This is a genomic window from Streptomyces sp. NPDC001933 (assembly GCF_042890955.1).
GTDB lineage: Bacteria > Actinomycetota > Actinomycetes > Streptomycetales > Streptomycetaceae > Streptomyces.
This window is the reverse complement of record NZ_JBIASS010000016.1, coordinates 108,018-124,600: the sequence shown is the minus strand read 5'-3', so window position 1 is coordinate 124,600 and position 16,583 is coordinate 108,018. Positions and strand designations below refer to the sequence as shown.

At 71.7% G+C, this 16,583-nt stretch carries 17 protein-coding genes; 7 read left to right on the top strand and 10 right to left on the bottom strand.

Annotated features, from left to right (window positions below; translation table 11 throughout):
* Window positions 1–31: 31 nt before the first annotated feature.
* Together rocD and ACFYY7_RS32150 are read left to right on the top strand one after the other, a co-directional pair.
* Window positions 32–1,237: an ornithine--oxo-acid transaminase gene (rocD, locus tag ACFYY7_RS32155; protein ID WP_388667369.1), complete on the top strand. Its 1,206-nt coding sequence runs from the start codon at window positions 32–34 to the stop codon at window positions 1,235–1,237.
* A gap of 62 nt (window positions 1,238–1,299) precedes the next feature.
* Window positions 1,300–2,109 carry an SMI1/KNR4 family protein gene (locus ACFYY7_RS32150; protein ID WP_388667368.1) on the top strand — a complete coding sequence of 270 codons (810 nt, stop codon included), beginning with the start codon at window positions 1,300–1,302 and terminating at the stop codon, window positions 2,107–2,109.
* A gap of 18 nt (window positions 2,110–2,127) precedes the next feature.
* On the opposite strand, the gene ACFYY7_RS32145 is transcribed toward ACFYY7_RS32150, so the two are convergent.
* Together ACFYY7_RS32145 and ACFYY7_RS32140 are read right to left on the bottom strand one after the other, a co-directional pair.
* Window positions 2,128–3,309 carry a glutathionylspermidine synthase family protein gene (locus ACFYY7_RS32145; RefSeq protein ID WP_388667367.1) on the bottom strand — a complete coding sequence of 394 codons (1,182 nt, stop codon included), beginning with the start codon at window positions 3,307–3,309 and terminating at the stop codon, window positions 2,128–2,130.
* Between the two features lie 6 nt (window positions 3,310–3,315).
* The gene (locus tag ACFYY7_RS32140) at window positions 3,316–3,582 is read right to left on the bottom strand and encodes a hypothetical protein (protein WP_351255764.1); all 267 of its coding nucleotides are present in this window, start codon (window positions 3,580–3,582) and stop codon (window positions 3,316–3,318) included.
* A gap of 126 nt (window positions 3,583–3,708) precedes the next feature.
* On the opposite strand from ACFYY7_RS32140, the gene ACFYY7_RS32135 reads away from it, so the two are divergent.
* Window positions 3,709–4,581 (top strand): hypothetical protein, encoded by an 873-nt coding sequence (locus ACFYY7_RS32135; protein WP_388667465.1) that lies wholly within the window; start codon window positions 3,709–3,711, stop codon window positions 4,579–4,581.
* A 56-nt stretch (window positions 4,582–4,637) separates the two neighbouring features.
* On the top strand, window positions 4,638–5,276 hold the full coding sequence (locus ACFYY7_RS32130) for a LysE family translocator (RefSeq protein ID WP_388667366.1): 639 nt from the start codon (window positions 4,638–4,640) through the stop codon (window positions 5,274–5,276).
* Window positions 5,277–5,334: 58 nt separating this feature from the next.
* On the opposite strand, the gene ACFYY7_RS32125 is transcribed toward ACFYY7_RS32130, so the two are convergent.
* Entirely contained in the window at window positions 5,335–6,753 is a 1,419-nt protein-coding gene (locus ACFYY7_RS32125) for a PLP-dependent aminotransferase family protein (protein ID WP_388667365.1), read from the bottom strand.
* Between the two features lie 47 nt (window positions 6,754–6,800).
* On the opposite strand from ACFYY7_RS32125, the gene ACFYY7_RS32120 reads away from it, so the two are divergent.
* Complete coding sequence (locus ACFYY7_RS32120; RefSeq protein ID WP_388667364.1) at window positions 6,801–7,316, top strand: carboxymuconolactone decarboxylase family protein; 516 nt, start codon at window positions 6,801–6,803, stop codon at window positions 7,314–7,316.
* A gap of 58 nt (window positions 7,317–7,374) precedes the next feature.
* Entirely contained in the window at window positions 7,375–8,109 is a 735-nt protein-coding gene (locus ACFYY7_RS32115) for an isocitrate lyase/phosphoenolpyruvate mutase family protein (RefSeq protein ID WP_388667363.1), read from the top strand.
* A gap of 18 nt (window positions 8,110–8,127) precedes the next feature.
* Here the strand turns inward: ACFYY7_RS32115 and ACFYY7_RS32110 are convergent, their stop codons facing one another.
* The 5 genes from ACFYY7_RS32110 to ACFYY7_RS32090 all read right to left on the bottom strand — a co-directional run bounded on the left by ACFYY7_RS32110 (window position 8,128) and on the right by ACFYY7_RS32090 (window position 13,276).
* Window positions 8,128–9,504 carry a B12-binding domain-containing radical SAM protein gene (locus tag ACFYY7_RS32110; protein ID WP_388667362.1) on the bottom strand — a complete coding sequence of 459 codons (1,377 nt, stop codon included), beginning with the start codon at window positions 9,502–9,504 and terminating at the stop codon, window positions 8,128–8,130.
* Window positions 9,505–9,634: 130 nt separating this feature from the next.
* Complete coding sequence (locus ACFYY7_RS32105; protein WP_388667361.1) at window positions 9,635–10,624, bottom strand: malate dehydrogenase; 990 nt, start codon at window positions 10,622–10,624, stop codon at window positions 9,635–9,637.
* Window positions 10,625–10,812: 188 nt separating this feature from the next.
* Window positions 10,813–11,343, bottom strand: coding sequence for a helix-turn-helix domain-containing protein (locus tag ACFYY7_RS32100; protein WP_388667360.1), 531 nt, complete (start codon window positions 11,341–11,343; stop codon window positions 10,813–10,815).
* Between the two features lie 422 nt (window positions 11,344–11,765).
* Window positions 11,766–12,383, bottom strand: coding sequence for a DUF3017 domain-containing protein (locus tag ACFYY7_RS32095; RefSeq protein WP_388667359.1), 618 nt, complete (start codon window positions 12,381–12,383; stop codon window positions 11,766–11,768).
* A gap of 29 nt (window positions 12,384–12,412) precedes the next feature.
* Window positions 12,413–13,276, bottom strand: a complete 864-nt coding sequence (locus ACFYY7_RS32090) for a bifunctional methylenetetrahydrofolate dehydrogenase/methenyltetrahydrofolate cyclohydrolase (RefSeq protein ID WP_388667358.1) — start codon at window positions 13,274–13,276, stop codon at window positions 12,413–12,415.
* A gap of 224 nt (window positions 13,277–13,500) precedes the next feature.
* On the opposite strand from ACFYY7_RS32090, the gene ACFYY7_RS32085 reads away from it, so the two are divergent.
* The gene (locus ACFYY7_RS32085) at window positions 13,501–14,271 is read left to right on the top strand and encodes an RDD family protein (RefSeq protein WP_388667357.1); all 771 of its coding nucleotides are present in this window, start codon (window positions 13,501–13,503) and stop codon (window positions 14,269–14,271) included.
* Window positions 14,272–14,384: 113 nt separating this feature from the next.
* Here the strand turns inward: ACFYY7_RS32085 and purH are convergent, their stop codons facing one another.
* Together purH and purN are read right to left on the bottom strand one after the other, a co-directional pair.
* Window positions 14,385–15,938, bottom strand: a complete 1,554-nt coding sequence (gene purH, locus ACFYY7_RS32080; RefSeq protein ID WP_388667356.1) for a bifunctional phosphoribosylaminoimidazolecarboxamide formyltransferase/IMP cyclohydrolase — start codon at window positions 15,936–15,938, stop codon at window positions 14,385–14,387.
* Window positions 15,925–16,581, bottom strand: a complete 657-nt coding sequence (gene purN / locus ACFYY7_RS32075; protein WP_266730257.1) for a phosphoribosylglycinamide formyltransferase — start codon at window positions 16,579–16,581, stop codon at window positions 15,925–15,927. The genes purH and purN overlap by 14 nt, the downstream gene beginning before the upstream one ends.
* Between the last annotated feature and the right edge of the window lie 2 nt (window positions 16,582–16,583).

Sequence of the window (16,583 nt, the reverse complement as noted above, 5' to 3'; positions counted from 1 at the left end):
CCGCCCACGCCGCACGACGAACGGAGATCCCGTGTCGACCACGGAAACCGCCATCGCCTCCGCCGAGGCGCACAGCGCGCACAACTACCATCCGCTGCCCGTCGTCGTCGCCACGGCGGACGGGGCCTGGATGACCGATGTCGAGGGCCGCCGCTACCTCGACATGCTCGCCGGCTACTCCGCGCTCAACTTCGGTCACGGCAACCGGCGCCTGATCGACGCGGCCAAGGCGCAGCTGGAGCGGGTGACGCTCACCTCACGTGCTTTCCACCACGACCGGTTCGCCGACTTCTGCACGCAGCTCGCCCAGCTGTGCGGCATGGAGTCGGTGCTGCCGATGAACACGGGCGCCGAGGCCGTGGAGACGGCGGTGAAGACGGCCCGCAAGTGGGGTTACCGGGTGAAGGGCGTCCCGGACGGCATGGCGAAGATCATCGTCGCCGCGAACAACTTCCACGGCCGGACGACCACGATCATCAGCTTCTCCACGGACCCGGAGGCGCGCGAGGACTTCGGCCCGTACACGCCGGGGTTCGAGATCGTGCCGTACGGGGATCTCACGGCGCTGCGGGAGGCGATGACCGAGAACACCGTGGCGGTGCTCATGGAGCCGATCCAGGGCGAGGCCGGGGTGCTGGTGCCGCCGCCCGGCTATCTCCCCGGGGTGCGGGCGCTCACCCGCGAGCGGAACGTGCTGTTCATCGCGGACGAGATCCAGTCGGGCCTGGGCCGCACCGGCCGGACCTTCGCCTGCGAGCACGAGGGTGTGGTGCCGGACATGTACGTGCTCGGCAAGGCGCTGGGCGGTGGTGTGGTGCCGGTGTCGGCGGTGGTCTCGTCGCAGGAGGTGCTCGGGGTGTTCCGGCCCGGTGAGCACGGTTCGACCTTCGGCGGCAATCCGCTCGCCTGCGCGGTCGCGCTGGAGGTCATCGCGATGCTGCGGACCGGCGAGTTCCAGCAGCGGGCGACCGAGCTGGGCGAACACCTGCACCAGGAGCTCGGGCTGCTGGTGGGCGGCGGTGCGGTGGAGGAGGTGCGCGGCCGCGGGCTGTGGGCGGGGGTCGACATCGCCCCGGGCCGCGGCACCGGCCGGGAGATCTCCGAGAAGCTGATGGAGCGCGGGGTGCTGGTCAAGGACACCCATGGCTCAACGATCCGGATCGCCCCGCCGCTGGTGATCAGCAAGGAGGATCTGGACTGGGGCCTCGAACAGCTCCGGGCCGTCCTGCGCGGCTGAGCCTCCGGGCGGCCGGGCGGGCCCGGGGCCGTCCGGCCGCCCGGCCTGGCAGACTCCGCACCGTGAGACCCGACCTGACACTGCTGCGGGAACTGATCGAAGCATCACCGGGGTTCGGCCGCGGGCGCGCGGGCGCCGTGCCGGAACCCCTGATCCGCGAGGCCGAGGCACGCGTCGGCCCGCTGCCGCCCTCGTACCGGTGGTGGCTGGCCGAGTACGGCCACGGCCGGGCCGGGGACGCGGACATCGCTACGGTCGGGCCCGCCGGATCCGCCGACGACATGTACGAGGCCGTCACCGCCGGGTGGCGGCTGGACGGCGACCGGCTCTGCTTCGCCGTCGAGCCGGACTGCGGCGACGGCTACCACTTCGTCCTCGGCCGGGCGGGCGAGGCCGGGGACGGGGCCGGGACCGGGACCGAGGCCGGGACCGGGGAGTACCCGGTGGTGTGCCGTGACGGTACGGACGGCTGCGAGTACCCGGTGGCGGAGTCCTTCGCCGGGTTCCTGGCCGTCCGGGCGGCCCGGTCGCGCGGGCTGCGGGACGGGCCCAATCCCGCGGTCGCCCGGCTGTGGCGGTCGACGCCGGGCGTGCTGCTCGACAACGGCGTGCACATCTACGGTCCGCACCTGATCCAGGAACGCAACGAGACCTTCGAGGTGCCCCGGTACGCGCCCGGCTGGGTGCTGGTCGGGGACGACAGCGGGGGCGACGGGCTCCTCATGCGCCGCCACGGCCGCGACCGCGCCTCCGTCCACCGGCTCGGCCTGGGCGCGCTCTGCGAGGACGTCGCGTCGGAGGGCGAGTGGGCCACGGACGACCTGCTCGGCTGGCTGCGCGCGGGCGGGATCCCCGGGCCTGTCCGGCCCTGAGGGCTGTCCCGTAATCCCTCAGAGGATGACGTGCGGCAGGAAGCGGGCGTACTCGTCCGTGACCAGGCCGGCCGATTCGCGGATGCCGAGCCCGGCCGCCTCGTCCTCGACGACCCACGCGCCCAGCACCACACGGTTGCCGTCGAAGTCGGGCAGCGGTGCCAGCTCCTGGTAGCAGCACGGCTCGTCCCGCGGCACCGCCGGGCTTCCCGGCTCGTGGATCGTGACCCCGTCCCCCTCGCGGCCGAGCAGGGGCTTGGCGACGTAGCCGCCCGACTCCGCGAGTTCGCGGGGGCCGTCGAGGTAGGAGGGCAGCAGGTTGGGGTGGCCGGGGTAGAGCTCCCAGAGGATCGCCAGCAGCGCCTTGTTGGACAGCAGCATCTTCCAGGCGGGCTCGATCCAGCAGGTGGTGCCCGTACCGCCGCCGTTGTCGAGGGTGTCGAGCACATGCGGGCCGAACCGGTCGGTCGCCAGCCACTCCCACGGATACAGCTTGAAGCAGCTCCGGATGAAACGGAGCCGCTCGTCCACGAACCGCCCGCTCAGCCGGTCCCAGCCGATCTGCTCGACGGAGAGCGCCTCCGTGTCGATGCCGGCCTGTTCCGCGGTCTCCCGCAGATACGCGACCGTCATCAGGTCCTCGCCCAGCTCGTCGCCGTCGGAGTGCGCGAAGTGCAGCGGGCCCGGCGGCAGCAGGGGTGCCTGCCGCTTCCATGCCTCGACGAGCCGTTCGTGCAGCGAGTTCCACTGGTCGGCGCCCGGGAAGCGGTCCTCCATCCAGAACCACTGGGCGCTCGCGGCCTCCACCAGGGAGGTGGGGGTGTCCGCGTTGTACTCCAGCATCTTCGCCGGGCCGGTGCCGTCGTAGCGCAGGTCGAACCTGCCGTACAGGGAGGGAAGTTCGTGCCGCCGCTGCCAGGACTGGGTGATCAGATCCGTCAACCGCCGGTCGGTGATGCCGAGTTCGGCGAACCGGTCCCGTTCCACGATGTGCGCGGCGGCGGCCAGGCACATGGTGTGCAGTTCCTCGACGACGTCCTCCAGCGCCTCGACCTCGGGCAGCGAGAAGACGTAGTAGGCGCTCTCGTCCCAGTACGGGCGCAGCGATCCGTCCGGGTAGCGGGTGAGCGGGAAGACGATCCCCTGCTCCTCCACCGTCCGCTGCCAGTCGGGGCGGGGCGTTGCGGTGCGACGTTCCATGCCGGTTCAGCCGCCGCCGGTGCCCGAGCAGCCGAAACCGCCGCGGTCGACCGCGGACTTGTCGAAACTTCCGCCTTCCACCTTGCCGTTCTTGCTGCTGCCGCCGTAGTAGTACGAGCCCTTGCCGTTCTTGCACTCGTAGCTCGGCAGCTTGTCGCGGGTCAGCGGGTCGACGCACCGCTTGTCCGGCTCCGAACCGCAGGAGGTGATCATCGCCGCGAGCACCCCCATGCCGCCGAGCACGACCGTGCTCGACCTCAGCCTGCGTGCCATGTTTCCGACTCCCCCGTCGTACGAATCAAGCCAATGCGACCATCCGTCAGATTAAATGCCGGCCGATGGCGACGGGAAGCCGGTGCACCGGATGTCCACAAGTAGAGTCGCTATGTGGTCTTCGGGATGATCTGCGCACTCGGCGCCGCCGTCTGCTTCGGCACCGCCTCGGTCCTCCAGGCCGTCGCCGCGCGGGCCGCCGCCGAGCCGGGGTCGGACGCGGGGGTCGATCCGGCGCTGCTGCTGCGCGCCCTGCGCCAGTGGCGGTACGTCGCCGGACTCGCCCTGGACGGCTGCGGTTTCGTCCTCCAGATCATCGCCCTGCGGTCCCTGCCGATCTACGCGGTCGGCGCCGCCCTGGCCGCGAGCCTCGCGGTGACGGCGGTGGTCGCCGCGCGGCTCCTCGGGGTGCGGCTGAGCGGCGTCGAGTGGACCGCGGTCGGTGTCGTCTGCGCCGGGCTCGGCATGCTGGGGCTCGCGTCCGGCGGTGAGGGCCACGGGAGCGGTTCCGCCGCCCTGGCCTGGTCGATGCTCGGGATCGCCCTGGGCATCCTGCTGATCGGCACGGCGGCCGGCCGCCTCCCGGAGCGGCCACGGGCGCTCGTGCTCGGGCTCGGCGCGGGATGCGGCTTCGGGGTGGTGGAGGTCACGGTCCGGCTGATCGACGACGTGTCCCCGGCGGCGCTGCTCGCCGACCCGGCCGCGTACGCGCTGCTGCTGGGCGGCGGTTCGGCGTTCCTGCTGCTCACCTCGGCCCTGCAGCGTGGTTCGGTGACGACGGCGACGGCCGGCATGGTGCTCGGCGAGACGGTCGGCCCGGCGCTGGTCGGCGTCGTCTGGCTCGGCGACCGCACCCGCGAGGGCCTGGAGTGGGTGGCGGTCGCCGGTTTCGTGGTGGCGGTGGCGGGCGCACTGGCCCTGGCCCGCTTCGGCGAGGCCCCGGCACAGGCCCCGGGTCCGGCAGAGGGCGCGGGCGAGCGGGACCGCTGCGGGAAGTGACCCGCACCGGTGCCCGGCCGGCCGGGCCGCGAAAAGGTGACGTAAGCTGGCCATCCATGGCAATTAGCACTGCGCTGTGGTCCTTCGCCCTCGTAGTAGGGCTTCTCACTCTCACTCCCGGACTCGACACCGCTCTGATCCTGCGCACCTCGGCCCTCGGCCGGCGCAGAAGAGCCTGGGGCGTCGTCCTCGGAATCCAGTCCGGCACCCTGCTGTGGGGTGCGCTCACCTCCCTCGGGGTCACCGCACTCTTCACGGCCTCCCATCTCGCCTATGTGACGTTGCGCTGGGTCGGCGCGGCATACCTGGTCTGGATGGGTCTGCGGATGCTCCGCGACACCTTCCGGGGGCTGCCCGGCGGCGGCACGGACGAATCCGCCCTCCTGGCCGACACGGACTCGTTCGCCGGCGGATGGCGGCAGGGGCTGCTCACCAATCTCCTCAACCCGAAGATGGGCGCCTTCTACGTCGCCGTCCTGCCCCAGTTCATCCCGGCCGGCACCAGCCACTTCACGATGGGCCTCCTGCTCACCTCCGTACACATCCTGATGGGCCTGGTGTGGTCGGCCGTGCTCGTCGGCTTCGCCCGCGTACTGCACGGCTGGCTCCGCAAACCGCAGGCCCGCCGGCTGCTCGACCGGATCACCGGGACCGTCATCGCCGCCTTCGGTGTCCGGCTGGCGCTCGGCGACTGAGCTCCCGGCGGCCGGGCATCCCGCCCCGTCGCCCGGAGGCCGTCGGGGCGGGCGGAGGTCACCCGGCGGCCTCCCGGGGCAGCACCCGGCAGAGCGCGTCCAGCGCACTCGACCAGGCGCTGTCGGTGGGTGTCCCGTAGCCGATGACCAGCGCGTCGCGGCCCGGCGCCGCGTCCGGGTGCCGGAAGCGCGAGATCCCCTCCAGCGCCAGGCCCTGCCAGGCCGCCGCCCGGAGCACCGACGGCTCGGTGCCCTCGGGCAGTTCGAGCACGGCGTGCAGCCCGGCCGCGATGCCGCTGACCCGGACACCCGGGGCCCGTTCCGCCAGTGCCGCGACGAGCTGGTCGCGGCGGTGCCGGTAGCGCAGCCGCATCGAGCGCACATGACGGTCGTACGCACCCGACCCGATGAACTCCGCGAGCGTCAGCTGGTCCAGCGCGCTCGACGACCAGTCGCTCGCTCCCTTGGCCTCGCACACCTCCCCCACCAGCGCATCCGGCAGCACCATCCAGCCCAGCCGCAGCCCGGGTGCCAGCGATTTGCTCGTCGTGCCCAGGTGCACCACGCGTTCGGGGTCGAGGCCCTGGAGCGCGCCCACCGGCTGCCGGTCGTACCGGAACTCGCCGTCGTAGTCGTCCTCCAGGATCAGCCCGCCCGTGGAGCGCGCCCAGTCCACGGCCGCGGCCCGCCGGTCGGGGTGGAGCGGCACACCCGTGGGGAACTGGTGCGCGGGCGTCATCAGGACCGCGCCCACGCCCCGCATTCCGGCCAGCTCGCCGGTCCGCGCCCCGAGTGGGTCGACCGGCAGGCAGGGCAGCCGCAGCCCGGCGTCCGCGAGCAGGTTCCGGTGGATGTCCAGCCCGTACGACTCGACGGCCACTTCCCGCACCCGCCGCTTGCGCAGCACCGGCCCCATCAGCTTCAGCGCGTGCACGAAGCCGGCGCAGATCATGATCCGCTCCGGGTCCGCGTACACGCCGCGGGCCCGTGCCAGATAGCCGGCGAGCACGGTGCGCAGTTCGATGCGCCCGCGCGGATCCCCGTACCCGAACGCGTCGTTCGGCGCCGCCGTCAGGGCGCGCCGGGACGCCTTGAGCCAGTCGGCGCGCGGGAACGTCGAGAGGTCGGGCGAGCCGCCCAGCAGGTTGTGGACGGGCCGGGACCGGGCCGCGCGGGCCCGCACGGCCCGGGTGGACGGCCGGCGCGGCTCGGCCCGCTGCGCCACCCGGGTGCCCGAGCCCTGCCGGGCGGTGAGCCAGCCCTCGGCGACCAGTTCGGCGTAGGCGTCGGCGACGGTGTTCCGGGCGATGCCCAGGTCGGTGGCGAGGCTGCGGGACGACGGCAGCCGGGTGCCGGGCGTCAGGCGCCCCGTCCGTACGGCCTCGCGCAGCGCATCCATGAGCCCGGCCCGCAGCCCTGCCGCACCGGTCGTCTCAAGATGCAGGTCGGCACCGAAAGTGGCCCATGAATCTGTCATGGAAATGGACCATACCCGTGCGCCACCCACCCCGTAACGTCGTACCCATGACGACGAACGAGCACAGCCACCCGACTTCCGAGCTCAACTCCGAGTACACCCCCCGCCTGCAGAACTGGGCCGGGCTCGCCCCCGATGTCTACAGGGCGATGGTCCGTCTGGACGCGGCGTCCCGAAAGGGCCTCGACCCGGTCATCGGGGAACTGGTGAAGATCCGCGCCTCGCAGCTGAACCACTGCGCGTTCTGCCTGGACATGCACACCAAGGACGCGCTCGCGGCCGGTGAGTCCGTCCAGCGGATCGTCCAGCTCAGCGCCTGGGAGGAGTCGCAGCACTTCTACACGCCCAAGGAGATCGCGGCCATCGAGCTGACCGAGGCCGTGACGGTGCTGACCGACGGTTTCGTGCCTGACGAGGTGTGGGAGAAGGCAGCGAAGCACTTCGACGAGACGGAGCTCGCCCACCTCGTCGCGGCGATCACGACGATCAACGCCTGGAACCGCTTCGCGGTGACCACCCGCATGGTCCCCGGTCACTACCAGCCGGGCGACATCAAGCACTGACACCCCGCAGGCCCCGACACGCACCGCCACTGCCCCGACACACCCACAGGAGCCCCGCGTGACCGCATCCGTCCTCCGCGCCCTGCATCACGACCGCGCCCCCGGCGACCCACTGGTCGTCCCCGGCCCGTGGGACGCGGGGAGTGCGCGGGTCTTCGTCGAGGCGGGCTTCCCGACGCTCGCCACCCCGAGCGCCGGGGTCGCGGCCTCGCTCGGTTACGAGGACGGGGCGACGCCCGCCGACGAGATGTTCGCGGCCGTGGCCCGGATCGTGCGGGCCGTCCCGGCCTCCGTGCCCGTCTCGGCGGACATCGAGGCGGGGTACGGACTGGACCCGCAGGAGCTGGTGGAGCGGCTCCTCGGCACCGGGGCGGTCGGCTGCAATCTGGAGGACTCGGCCGACGGCACCCTCGTCGACGCCCAGCGGCAGGCGGACCGGCTCGCGCAGGTGCGGGCGGTGGCGGGCGACGCGCTCTTCATCAACGCCCGCGTCGACACCTACGTCCGGGGCGTCCCCGAGGGCACCGACCAGGAGGCGGAGACGGTCCGCCGCGCGCTGCTGTACGTGGCGGCGGGGGCGGACTGCGTCTACCCGATCATGGCCCCGCCCGAGGCGCTGCCCGCCCTGGCCGCCGCCGTCCCGGCCCCGCTCAACGCCCTGGCCCGGCCGGACGGCCCGGCCCCGCGCCGGCTCGGCGAGCTGGGCGCCACCCGGATCACCTTCGGCCCCGGACTGCAGCGCCGGACCATGGCGGCGCTGCGCGAGACCGCGGACGAGCTGCGGAAGCGCTGAGCGTACGGAGCTGAGCGCTCAGGCCCGTCTGCCGCCGAAGGCCGCCAGGGTCCGTTCCAGCATCGGCATGGCCCGGACCACCCGGCGGGAACGGATCAGGGCGTCCCAGGCCGGCTCGAACTTCTTCCAGCCGCCCGAGTACGCCAGGTGCCTGAGCCGTTCGTGCGTGCCGGGCTGGGCTGCCGCCCCGCGCCAGATGTTGGACCACCGGTAGAAGTCGCGGTACGCCCGCCAGTACCCGTCCTCCAGCTGGCGCGGCGTCATGCCCTTCGGGCGGTAGACGACATGGCGGGTGTCGTAGAGGTCCCAGTCCCGGTGGACGATCCGGTCCTCGGCCTCCATCTGTTTCCACAGACCGGTGGAGGGATACGGCGTCATGATGTGGAAGGTGGCCGTCTCGATGCCCTGCTCGACGGCCCACTCCACCGTACGGTCGAAGACGTCCGGGCCGTCGTGGTCGAGCCCGAAGACGAAGCTGGCGTTGACCATGACCCCGGCGTCGTGGAGCCGTCGGACGGCGGCCGCGTAGTCCTTGCCTATGTTCTGGTCCTTGCGCCGCTCGGCGAGGTTCGCGCTGTTGACGGTCTCGAAGCCGACGAACAGGCTGCGCAGCCCCGCGTCCACGGCGCGCTCCAGCAGATCCGGCTGGAGCACGGACTTCACGGTGCCGGCGGCCTGCCAGAGCCGTCCCATGCCGGCCATCCCGTCGAAGAGCGCCTCGGCGAAGCGCCGGTTGCCGAGCAGATGGTCGTCGAGGAAGTACAGGTGCCTGCCGGGCAGCCGCTCGATCTCGGCGAGCGCGTCGTCCACGGCCTGGGTGTAGAAGGACTTCCCGCCCTCGAAGAAGGCGTCCTTGTAGCAGAAGTCGCAGTGGTGCGGGCAGCCGCGCGAGACGACGATCGAGTTCGGTACGAGATACAGCTGCCGCTTGATCAGGTCGCGCCGCACTGGCGGCAGCCCGGCCAGCGTGCGCAGCTTCGAGTCGTACCGACGGGCCGGCGCCCCGTCGCGGAACTCCTTGAGGAACACCGGCCAGGTGTCCTCGCCCGGCCCGGTGAAGATCGTGTCGGCGTGGGCCGCGGCCTCGTCCGGGAGCGAGGTCACATGGAGGCCGCCCATGGCCACGTGGACGCCCCGGGCGCGGAAGTGGTCGGCGATCTCGTAGCCGCGCCGGGCGGAGGTGATGTACGGCTGGACGACCAGCAGGTCGGGGGTGTCGAGCGCCTCGATGTCCACCCGTTCGACGTGTTCGTCGAGGAGCGTCACCTCGTCGTCCGGGTCGAGGTACCCGGCGAGGGTCGCCAGGCCGAGCGGCGGGAAGAGCGAGTACTTGATGGGGCGGAACAGCGGGCTGGTCGCCTCGGTCAGTGCCGGAAGGATCATCGTCACGCGCATGACAGCGCAGACTCGCGAAGGGGTGCGGTCAGTTCCCGGCCGCCGCCCGGACACGCCACCGCCCCCGGCAACGGGTGCGGCCGGGGGCGTGGGGTGCGCCTGGAGAGGCGTACGGATCAGGCAGATCCGATCAGATCAGGCCGAGCTCGCGAACGGCGTCGCGCTCCTCGGTGAGCTCCTTCACCGAGGCGTCGATGCGCGCACGGGAGAAGTCGTTGATCTCCAGGCCCTGGACGATCTCGTACTTGCCGTCCTTGACGGTGACCGGGAAGGAGGAGATGAGGCCCTCGGGGACGCCGTAGGAGCCGTCCGACGGGATGCCCATCGAGGTCCAGTCGCCCTCGGCGGTGCCGTTGACCCAGGTGTGCACGTGGTCGATGGCGGCGTTGGCGGCCGAGGCGGCCGAGGACGCGCCACGGGCCTCGATGATCGCGGCGCCGCGCTTGGCGACGGTCGGGATGAAGGTGTCGGCCAGCCACACCTCGTCGTTGACGACCTCGGCGGCGTTCTTGCCCGCGATCTCCGCGTGGAAGATGTCCGGGTACTGGGTCGCCGAGTGGTTGCCCCAGATGGTCAGGCGCTTGATGTCGGAGACCGTGGTGCCGGTCTTCTTCGCCAGCTGCGTCAGCGCCCGGTTGTGGTCCAGACGGGTCATCGCGGTGAAGCGCTCGGCCGGAACGTCCGGGGCCGAGGCCTGCGCGATGAGCGCGTTGGTGTTGGCCGGGTTGCCGACGACGAGGACCTTGATGTCGTCCGCGGCGTTGTCGTTGATGGCCTTGCCCTGCGGCTTGAAGATGCCGCCGTTGGCGGAGAGCAGGTCGCCGCGCTCCATGCCCTTGGTGCGCGGGCGGGCGCCGACCAGCAGGGCGACGTTGGCACCGTCGAACGCCTTGTCGGCGTCGTCGGTGATCTCGATGCCGCGCAGCAGCGGGAAGGCGCAGTCGTCGAGCTCCATGGCGGTGCCCTCGGCGGCCTTCAGGGCCGGGGTGATCTCCAGGAGGCGCAGGTTGACCGGCACGTCCGGGCCGAGCAGGTGGCCGGAGGCGATGCGGAAGAGCAGCGCGTAGCCGATCTGGCCGGCTGCGCCGGTCACGGTGACATTCACGGGAGTGCGGGTCATGGCGATCTCCGTTAGACAGCTGGCGGTGGGGGTCCCTGCCCCTGGTGCTGGACATCCCTCGCCATCTGAATCTTGATGTGAAGAGATATCCAGCGATCAGGCTATCCGACCCGGAACCTCCCGGCGGCCCTGCCCCCTGTGGCACCGCACACAACCCGTCACACAGCGCTCACCCGGCCGAATCCCGGTCACCCGCCCCGGTCGCTCCGAAGGCGGCGGCCCGGTGGCAACCGGGTGGCGGCTCCCGTACGGCCCGCCGTCAGAGCCCCGGCCCGGTCAGCAGCAGCACCGCGGCCAGCGCCAGCAGGGCGCCGACCACACCCGCGAGGAGCACGACCGACCGTCTCCGGCCGCCGTCGAAGCGGACCGTGACCGGGCCACGGGGCGGTATCCCCGCGCTGCGCGCCGGGGCTGTTGACGTTCAGCACCGTCACGTCCTGGCGCGGCTCGGAACGGCTCCAGGCCCGCTCCGCCAGCTCCCACATGGTCGCCAGATGCGCCTGGCTGGTGCCCGCCGCCTCGGCGAGCGCGACGACCGCCCCCTTCGGCGCGAGCTGCCGCCCGTTCAGATACCGCTCCCACGAGGTCCTGCTGCAGGCGGCGCGGTCGGCCACCGCGGCGACGCTCAGCCCTCTGCGGTCGACGAGCCTGCGCAACTGGCCGGCGAACTCCCTGACCTGTGGATCGAGTTCATCCGACAGCGCCTTCCAACGAGGCATTGCTTCCCCTTGCCCGGATCCGGTGATTCTTCCGTTCCGGACTGCCCAGGCGCGGGCCCCAACGAGGGGCGGCGGGTCATCGTCACGGGGCGCAGGGAGGTATTCGGAACCTCGCACCCGGCTACCGCGCGCCCCCGCTCCGAGCCCCGTTCCACGCCCTCGGGCCGGGACTCCGTTGCCGGACGATCACACGGTGGCGGAATGGTCACTTCCGTGCCACAGGCGACAGGCATCCCTTGAACCGCCTCACCCCGTCGACCAGGCTGAATCCCGGCCGGGGCAAGGCCGCTCAAGTCACCGCGTTCCGGAGCGTTCACGTTCCGGCGGGCCCCGGTACCGGTGTCCGTCCCTTCTCGGGGGAGGGGACGGACACCGCCTTCGCCGCGAGCGCGGCGGAACCGCGAGCGCGACGGACCGCGGGCTCAGCGGATGGTGAAGTGGACCGCCTGCTCCAGGAACGGAATGTCCAGCCACGGCTTGGGCTGCGCCACCAGCGCGAGCATCACGATGAGGAAGCCGAGCAGCCCGTAGGTCACCAGGTCGGTGAAGCGGGAACGTACCGCCAGCATGCCCACCGACGGCACCACGAGCCGCAGCACGGCACCCCCGATGAGGGCCACGCCGATCAGTATCGTGCCGACCCGGAATGCCTCGGCGAACGGGTCGACGGCCACGATCAGCAGCCCGATCCCGGCCGTGCAGAGCACGGCGAGCAGAGGCCACTGACGGGCCGGTGCGGGGGCGTCCCCGGACGCGGCCCTGCCCCCGCCCTCGGGACGCGCGGTGTCCCGGGTGAGCGACGGGAAGCGCCGCGAAGGACGCGGACCGGTGCCCGTACCGCCGTCGCCCGCACCTTCACGAGCGGCGTCGTCAGGACTCGCGGCGTCGTCACGCGCGTCGCCGTCACGGGTCGCGGCCTGGTCCGGTGCGGCCCCGTCCGCCGCCTTCTCACCCGTGCCCGGCGCGTCCGCGCGGGACGGCTCCGCGGACGTGCCGTCCGCCGAGGCGGACGGGTCGGCCGGACTCGTACCAGCACCCATGGGGTTCCCTCCGGATCGGGTCGGCCGGCTCAGACGGCCGCGGCCGCGTTGCGCTCGGCCGCCTCGACCACGTTGACGAGCAGCTGGGCGCGGGTCATCGGGCCGACACCGCCCGGGTTCGGGGAGAGCCAGGCGGCGACCTCGGCCACGCCCGGGTGGACGTCCCCGACGATCTTGCCGTTCTCGTCCCGGCTGACGCCGACGTCGAGCACGGCGGCGCCCGGCTTCACGTCCTCGGGCTTGACGATGTGCGGCACCCCGGCGGCGGCGACGATGATGTCGGCCTGCTTGAGCTGGGCGGAGAGGTCACGCGTACCGGTGTGGCACTGGGTGACGGTGGCGTTCTCGGACTTACGGGTCAGCAGCAGCGGGATGGAACGGCCGATGGTGACACCGCGGCCGACGACCACGACGTGCGCCCCGTTGATCTCCACGCCGTGGTGGCGGAGCAGCTGGACGACACCCTGCGGGGTGCAGGGCAGCGGGCCCGTCTCGTTCAGCACGAGGCGGCCGAGGTTCATCGGGTGGAGGCCGTCGGCGTCCTTGGCCGGGTCCATCAGCTCCAGGACGCGGTTGGTGTCGATCCCCTTGGGGAGGGGCAGCTGCACGATGTAACCGGTGCAGTCCGGGTTGGCGTTGAGCTCCCGTACGACGTCCTCGATCTCCTCCTGGGTGGCGGTGTCGGGGAGTTCGCGCTGGATGGAGGCGATGCCGACCTGGGCGCAGTCGCGGTGCTTGCCGTTCACGTACCACCGGCTGCCCGGGTCGTCCCCGACGAGCAGGGTTCCCAGGCCAGGGGTGATGCCCTGCGCCTTGAGGGCCGCCACGCGGACGGTGAGATCGGACTTGATCGCGGCTGCGGTGGCCTTGCCATCGAGAATCTGGGCAGTCATGTCTCCATACTCGCGGATGACCCCGCCCGCATACCAATTCAGGCCGCAGGCGGTGGCTCGATGTTGCACTTGCGCAACAACCACCGTCACAGCTGGACAAACTTACATTGCGCTTATAACGATTATGGCCGCAGTGCCGCAGAAGTACCGGGGGGCGGACCACTGACTCTTCTTTCCTCCGTGCGGCCGCATCGTCCCCGCACGCACGTTGGAGGAACGCCCAGATGAGTTTCGGCGACCCGAACCAGAATCCGAACAACCCGTACGGCCAGCAGCCGGGCCAGCCGCCGCAGGGCCAGCCCGGTTACGGCTACCCGCAGGCACCGCAGGGCGTACCGCCGCAGGGTCAGCCGGGCTACGGCTACCCGCAGCAGCCGGGCGAGCAGCCGGGCTACGGCTACCCGCAGCAGCCGGGCCAGCAGCCGGGCGGCACCCTCCAGGCCAACAACGGCTACATAAACGTCGCGGGCCTCGGCACCGTCGAACTCGCCACGATGGGGCGCCGCCTGGGCGCGCGTGCGCTGGACGGTGTCGCGTACTTCATCCTCTACATGATCTTCTCGGCGATCGGCGTCGCGGGCCTCGTGGGCGCCTCGGAGTCCATCGACGACTGCAGCAGCTACTCGTACGGCACCGAGTCCTACACCCAGTGCATGAACGACGCGACCGAAGCCAGCGTCGGCATCGTCGCGGGCTTCTTCGGCTTCATCGCCGTGTTCGCGCTGATCGCGCTGCTCTACGAGTGGCTGATGGTCTCCATCTGGGGCGCCACGCTCGGCAAGATGGTCCTCAAGGTCAAGGTCGTCAAGGAGAGCACCGGCCAGGCCCCGGGTCTGGGTGCGGGCTTCATCCGCTGGATCATCCCGATGGTCGGCTCGCTCTTCTGCGGTCTCGGCACGCTGCTGGTCTACCTCTCCCCCTTCTTCGACAACTCGGGCAAGCTCCAGGGCTGGCACGACCGCGCGGGCAGCACGATCGTCATCAAGACGAAGTGAGCATGCTGAAGGTGTAACCACCCTCACCGCATGGCGAAGGCCGCCAATCCCCCGCTCATTCCGGGGGGTTGGCGGCCTTCCGTCTTGCCCGGGCTGCCCGGGTGCGACTCGTGTCAGTGGAAGAAGTGGCGCGTACCCGTGAAGTACATCGTCACGCCCGCCTTCTTCGCGGCCTCGACGACCAGCTCGTCACGGACCGAACCGCCGGGCTGGGCCACGGCCTTGATGCCCGCGGCGGTCAGGATCTCCAGCCCGTCCGGGAACGGGAAGAACGCGTCGGAGGCGGCGTACGAGCCGCGCGCCCGCTCCTCGCCGGCCCGCTCGACGGCCAGCTTCGCGGAGTCGACGCGGTTGACCTGGCCCATGCCGACGCCTACCGAGGCTCCGCCCTTGGCGAGCAGGATCGCGTTGGACTTGACCGCGCGGCAGGCCTTCCACGCGAAGGCGAGCTCCTTCAGCTCGTCCTCGGTCAGGGCCTCACCGGTGGCGAGGGTCCAGTTGGCCGGGTCGTCACCGTCGGCCTGGAGGCGGTCGGTGACCTGGAGCAGCGCGCCGCCGTCGATCGGCTTGACCTCGACCGGGGCGGTCGGGGCGTCGGGGCAGCGCAGCACGCGGATGTTCTTCTTGCGGGCCAGGACCTCGACTGCGCCGTCCTCGTACGCCGGGGCGACGATGACCTCGGTGAAGATCTCCGCGACCTGCTCGGCCATGGCGACGGTCACCGGACGGTTGACGGCGATGACACCGCCGAAGGCCGACAGCGGGTCGCAGGCGTGCGCGTTGCGGTGCGCCTCGGCGACGTCGTCGGCGATCGCGATGCCGCACGGGTTGGCGTGCTTGATGATCGCGACGCACGGCTCGGCGTGGTCGTACGCGGCCCGGCGCGCGGCGTCGGTGTCCGTGTAGTTGTTGTACGACATCTCCTTGCCGTGCAGCTGCTCCGCCTCGGCCAGGCCACCGGTGCCGGAGGTGTAGAGCGCGGCGGGCTGGTGCGGGTTCTCGCCGTAGCGCAGGACGTTCTTGCGCTCGTACGTCGCACCGAAGAAGTCGGGGAAGCCCGAGTCGTCGGCGGCGGCGTAGTCGTCGGCGAACCAGGAGGCCACGGCCACGTCGTACGCGGCCGTGTGCTGGAACGCCTCGGCGGCCAGGCGCTTGCGGGCGGTCAGGTCGAAGCCGCCCGCCTTGACCGCGGCGAGAACGTCGGCGTACCGCTCGGGGCTGGTGACGACGGCCACGGACGGGTGGTTCTTGGCGGCGGCGCGGACCATGGACGGGCCGCCGATGTCGATCTGCTCCACGCACTCGTCGGCCGAGGCGCCGGAGGCGACGGTCTCCTTGAACGGGTAGAGGTTGACGACCACCAGGTCGAACGGCTCCACGCCCAGTTCGGCGAGCTGCTCGCGGTGGGCGTCCAGACGGAGGTCGGCGAGGATGCCGGCGTGGACGCGGGGGTGCAGCGTCTTGACGCGGCCGTCGAGGCACTCGGGGAAGCCGGTGAGCTCCTCGACCTTGGTGACCGGCACCCCGGCGGCGGCGATCCTCCCGGCGGTGGAGCCGGTGGAGACCAGCTCGACACCGGCCTCGTGCAGACCGCGGGCGAGGTCTTCGAGCCCCGTCTTGTCGTAGACACTGACCAGGGCGCGGCGGATGGGCTTATTCACCGACATGACCGAGATGAACCTTTCGTCCCTCAATGCGATAGCCGTCACGGGCGAGCCGCCCCACGGCCTCGACGAGCAGCTTGCGCTCGACTTTCTTGATGCGTTCATGGAGGGCCTCTTCGCCCTCCGCCGTGTCCTCTTCGGTCACCTCGACCACGCCCTGCGCGATGATCGGACCGGTGTCGACGCCGTCGTCGACGAAGTGGACGGTGCACCCGGTGACCTTCACGCCGTACGCGAGCGCGTCGCGCACTCCGTGGGCACCGGGAAAGCTGGGAAGCAGGGCGGGGTGGGTGTTGATGAACCGGCCGCCGAACCGGGCGAGGAACTCCTTGCCCACGATCTTCATGAATCCGGCGGACACCACGAGGTCGGGGCGGTGCTCGGCCGTCGCGGCCGCGAGCGCCGCGTCCCATTCCTCGCGGGTGGCGTGGTCCTTGACCCGGCACACGAAGGTCGGCAGTCCGGCGCGCTCCGCCCGTTCCAGGCCGACGATGCCGGGGCGGTCGGCGCCGACCGCGACGATCCGTGCGCCGAAGCCCTCGGGATCGTCACCGATGGCGTCGAGCAGGGCTTGAAGGTTCGTGCCTGAACCGGAGACCAGTACGACCAGGCGCACCGGGGCGGCTGAGGGGGGCGGGGAGGCCACTG

Excerpts from the sequence above, each read along its gene's own strand:
- ACFYY7_RS32145 (WP_388667367.1), bottom strand. The coding sequence starts at position 3,309 with ATGGAACGTCGCACCGCAACGCCCCGCCCCGACTGGCAGCGGACGGTG.
- ACFYY7_RS32140 (WP_351255764.1), bottom strand. The coding sequence starts at position 3,582 with ATGGCACGCAGGCTGAGGTCGAGCACGGTCGTGCTCGGCGGCATGGGG.
- ACFYY7_RS32135 (WP_388667465.1), top strand. The coding sequence starts at position 3,709 with ATGATCTGCGCACTCGGCGCCGCCGTCTGCTTCGGCACCGCCTCGGTC.
- ACFYY7_RS32130 (WP_388667366.1), top strand. The coding sequence starts at position 4,638 with ATGGCAATTAGCACTGCGCTGTGGTCCTTCGCCCTCGTAGTAGGGCTT.
- ACFYY7_RS32125 (WP_388667365.1), bottom strand. The coding sequence starts at position 6,753 with ATGACAGATTCATGGGCCACTTTCGGTGCCGACCTGCATCTTGAGACG.
- ACFYY7_RS32120 (WP_388667364.1), top strand. The coding sequence starts at position 6,801 with ATGACGACGAACGAGCACAGCCACCCGACTTCCGAGCTCAACTCCGAG.
- ACFYY7_RS32110 (WP_388667362.1), bottom strand. The coding sequence starts at position 9,504 with ATGCGCGTGACGATGATCCTTCCGGCACTGACCGAGGCGACCAGCCCG.
- ACFYY7_RS32105 (WP_388667361.1), bottom strand. The coding sequence starts at position 10,624 with ATGACCCGCACTCCCGTGAATGTCACCGTGACCGGCGCAGCCGGCCAG.
- ACFYY7_RS32100 (WP_388667360.1), bottom strand. The coding sequence starts at position 11,343 with ATGCCTCGTTGGAAGGCGCTGTCGGATGAACTCGATCCACAGGTCAGG.
- ACFYY7_RS32095 (WP_388667359.1), bottom strand. The coding sequence starts at position 12,383 with ATGGGTGCTGGTACGAGTCCGGCCGACCCGTCCGCCTCGGCGGACGGC.
- ACFYY7_RS32090 (WP_388667358.1), bottom strand. The coding sequence starts at position 13,276 with ATGACTGCCCAGATTCTCGATGGCAAGGCCACCGCAGCCGCGATCAAG.
- ACFYY7_RS32085 (WP_388667357.1), top strand. The coding sequence starts at position 13,501 with ATGAGTTTCGGCGACCCGAACCAGAATCCGAACAACCCGTACGGCCAG.
- purH (WP_388667356.1), bottom strand. The coding sequence starts at position 15,938 with ATGTCGGTGAATAAGCCCATCCGCCGCGCCCTGGTCAGTGTCTACGAC.